The organism is Rhodococcus opacus (assembly GCF_012396235.1).
GTDB lineage: Bacteria > Actinomycetota > Actinomycetes > Mycobacteriales > Mycobacteriaceae > Rhodococcus_F > Rhodococcus_F opacus.
Window position 1 is genome coordinate 1 of record NZ_JAAXPA010000083.1, and the last position, 2,888, is coordinate 2,888.

The 2,888-nt window shown below is 62.8% G+C and carries 1 protein-coding gene; it reads right to left on the minus strand.

What is annotated here, in order from left to right; translation table 11 throughout:
- Window positions 1-2,888: serine/threonine-protein kinase (locus HGB39_RS37875; RefSeq protein WP_168443024.1), on the minus strand; the 2,888-nt coding region annotated here is incomplete at both ends.

The following is a 2,888-nucleotide window of genomic DNA, read 5'->3' on the forward strand; positions in this document are numbered from 1 at the left end:
AGGCGCGGGAGTGAAAGCGTCGCGGAAATTCCGGCTCCCTCGTCGAGGCGTCGTGCGGCGGCGTCGATGTCGCCGCGTAGCGCCTTTATCCGTGCCCCGGTTCCGTAGGTGATCAGCATGATGTCCACGACTCCGCCTTCGGAGCCGAGTTGATGGCTTTCGTCGAGGAGGTGTTCGGCGTCGTCCAAGTTGCCGCGCTCGTATAGCAGTTCACCGAGCGCCGCGCCGGCAAGTCGGATGGAGTAGTTGGTTCCGGTCTCTCGCGCCAAGCGGAGCGCCTCACGAAAGTAGTCCTCGGCAGCTGGGATGTCGAGTTGTTCGCGTGCGGCGATGCCAGCGAAGAAGTATCCGTACCACACAGTGAACGGTCCGCTGGTTCGCTCGTGGTAGGGCGAGGCCCATTCTTGCCAGCGGCGAGCCGAGTCGAAATCGAACCTGTAGATCGCCTCGAAGGAGGCAACATTGGCGGCGGCGGATACGACGAATGGCCGCAACGTTTCCGGTCTGGTCAAGCACTCCGATGCCCGCTCGAACAGTCCTTCCACCCGGTCGGCAAACAAGTCACCCACGGCTTGGACGAGGGACGCCTCCAGCATCTGGTCTTCGGCGTCTGTCGAGTGCGGGGCTTCACGGGCCAGAGCCGACTTCACGGTTTCCAGCGCAGCGTGGGTGGCCTCGGGACGATGGTGCAGCAGGACATGGGCCCAGCCGAGTAGGATCTGCAAACGGGAACGGGCTGATACCACAGTTTTTGGTAGCTTCGCGATCAACCCGAGCAGCGTGCTCATCTGTGAGTGCTCGATGAGCTCCATGCCGTGCGCCTCGATCAACTCGGCGGCCCGTTCTCGATCCCCCGCTTTGAGCGAGTGGTCGACCGCTTCGCTGAGCAGCGCGTGATCGGCGAACCACAGCGCCGCTGTGCGGTGTAACGCGGAAACTTGCTCGGGATGGTCGCATTCGAGTCTGCGGCGGAGGAAATCGGCGAACAGGTGGTGATAGCGAAACCATTCTCTTTCCTCGTCGAGCGCTCGAAGAAACAGGTCGCACTCTTCGACCTCTTCGAGAAGAGCTTGGCAGTGTTCGCGTTCGGTCAACGCTGCTGCCAGGTCTGCACAGATCCGCTCGGTAATCGATGTGCGCAGCATGAAGTCGAGCAACCGCGGTTCCAGGGTGCTCAAAACGTTTTCGGCCAGGTATTCGGCGATGGCGCGATGGCGTCCCGACAGATGGCTGATCAGCTCGGCCGGGTCCTCGAGATTTCGAAGTGACAGCGATGCCAGTTGCAGGGCAGCGACCCATCCGTCGGTTGATTTTCGAAGGTCGGCGACCTCGCGGTCATCGAGTGCCAGACCACACAGGTCGACCAAGAACTGGTGCGACTCGTGGAGGTCGAAACGTAAGTCAGCGGAGTCGATTTCGACCAGTTCGTCGGCTACCCCCATGCGGCTCAACGGCAGGCCGACTCGGGTTCGGCTCGTCACGATGATCTGCAGGTGGTGACAGCCGTTCTCCAGCAGGAACTTCATCGCACCGATGGTCTCGGGATCGGAGATCCGGTGCCAGTCGTCGATGACAACCGCGAATCGCTCTCGTGTAGAGTGAATTTCGTTGATCAGTGACGTCACCACGTATCGCCCAGCTTCGTCACCATGTTCTTCGAGTTCTTGTCGTAGCTCCGACGCCAAATTGGGTCGTACCTGTTGGATGGCTTCGACCAGATGCCCCAGAAACCAGACGACGTTGTTGTCGTCATTGTCGATGCTGAACCAGGCAACCGAAACGCCCTCGGCGATGAGGTCGTCGCGCCACTGTGCGGCCAGGGTGCTCTTGCCGAATCCCGCTGGTGCGTGAATCACGATCAACCGTCTGCGTTCGGCGGCCCGCATCCGGTCGATCAATCTCATGCGTCCGACGAGGGCACGCGCGGCGGCGGTGGGTGGCCGGAATTTGGTTGCGACGCTGGGGGGTGCGGCCACGGGCGAACGTGGGACGGGGCTCGAAGCGTGGCTGATCGGCGGCGTCTCGTGCCGAGCGTCTCGGCGGGAATCCTCGTGGGAATGCGGCTGGTCCACGGCTTGGTCGAGGGCCATGTCGTCGAGGCGATGGCCGTGGCGGCGTTGGACGTCGCGGAGCTCGTTGCCGAAGTCCGCAGCCGATGCCGGTCGATCCGTGGGCGTTCGCGCCATCGCACGTTCGATGGCGCGAACGAAGTCCCGAGGAAACGTCCCCTGCAGGTTGGGAACCGGTGCGGAGGCGACGCGCAGAAACTGTGCGACGACGTCTTCGCCGCTGTGACGTTCGAGGGCCGCATGGCCGGTGACGAGGCAAAACAAGGTGGCGCCGAGGCTGTACACGTCGGATGCGACGGTGGGACGTGCACCGGTGAGTACTTCCGGGGCGGTGTAGGCGGGCGAGCCGACCACTGCTCCGGTTGTGGTCTCGAATGCTCCCGTGATGCGCGCGATCCCGAAATCGGTGAGTTGCGGTTCACCGTATCCGGTGAGCAGGACATTGCCCGGTTTGACGTCGCGATGCACTATGCCGAGGCGGTGGGCAGTCTCGAGCGCTCCGGCAAGTTTCACTCCTATCCGTAGCGCTTCGGTCCAGTCGAGCGGACCACCTCGGTGAATTCGCACCCGAAGGGAGTCGCGACGGTGATAAGGCATCACGATGAACGGACGGCCCCTGATGGTGACTCCGGCCTGAAGCACGTCCACCACGTTGGGGTGTCCAGAGAGCTGAGCCATTGCTTTTTGCTCCCGGACGAATCGCGCGCGGCTTTCGGCATCGAGGTCCGCAGAGAGAACCTTGACCGCCACGACTCGGTCGAGTGATCGTTCCCAACATCGGTATACGGTGCCGAATCCGCCGCGGCCGATCTCGTGCGC